General features: G+C 33.7%; 1 pseudogene. It reads right to left on the reverse strand.

From position 1 onward, the window contains the following. A pseudogene (locus QMG30_RS24955) lies at nt 1–255 on the reverse strand (AMP-binding protein); the annotation flags it as partial.

The raw sequence follows: 255 nt of genomic DNA on the forward strand, positions 1-255 counted from the left end.
CATCTTTTACCATGCTGTTTTCTTTTATCCTTGCTTCTATTTCTCCTAGTTCTATTCTATGTCCTTGTATTTTTACCTGAGTATCAACTCTGCCTAAGAATTCTACATATCCTTCTCTTTTTAGTTTTCCATAGTCTCCTGTCCTATAGATTCTTCCTAGTTCATCATGGTCTATGAATGCTTTTTGTGTTTTTTCTTTGTCTTTTTTATATCCTGATGCTACTCCTTTGCCTCCTATGTATATTTCTCCTTTTG

This window comes from Vallitalea longa, assembly GCF_027923465.1.
GTDB lineage: Bacteria > Bacillota > Clostridia > Lachnospirales > Vallitaleaceae > Vallitalea > Vallitalea longa.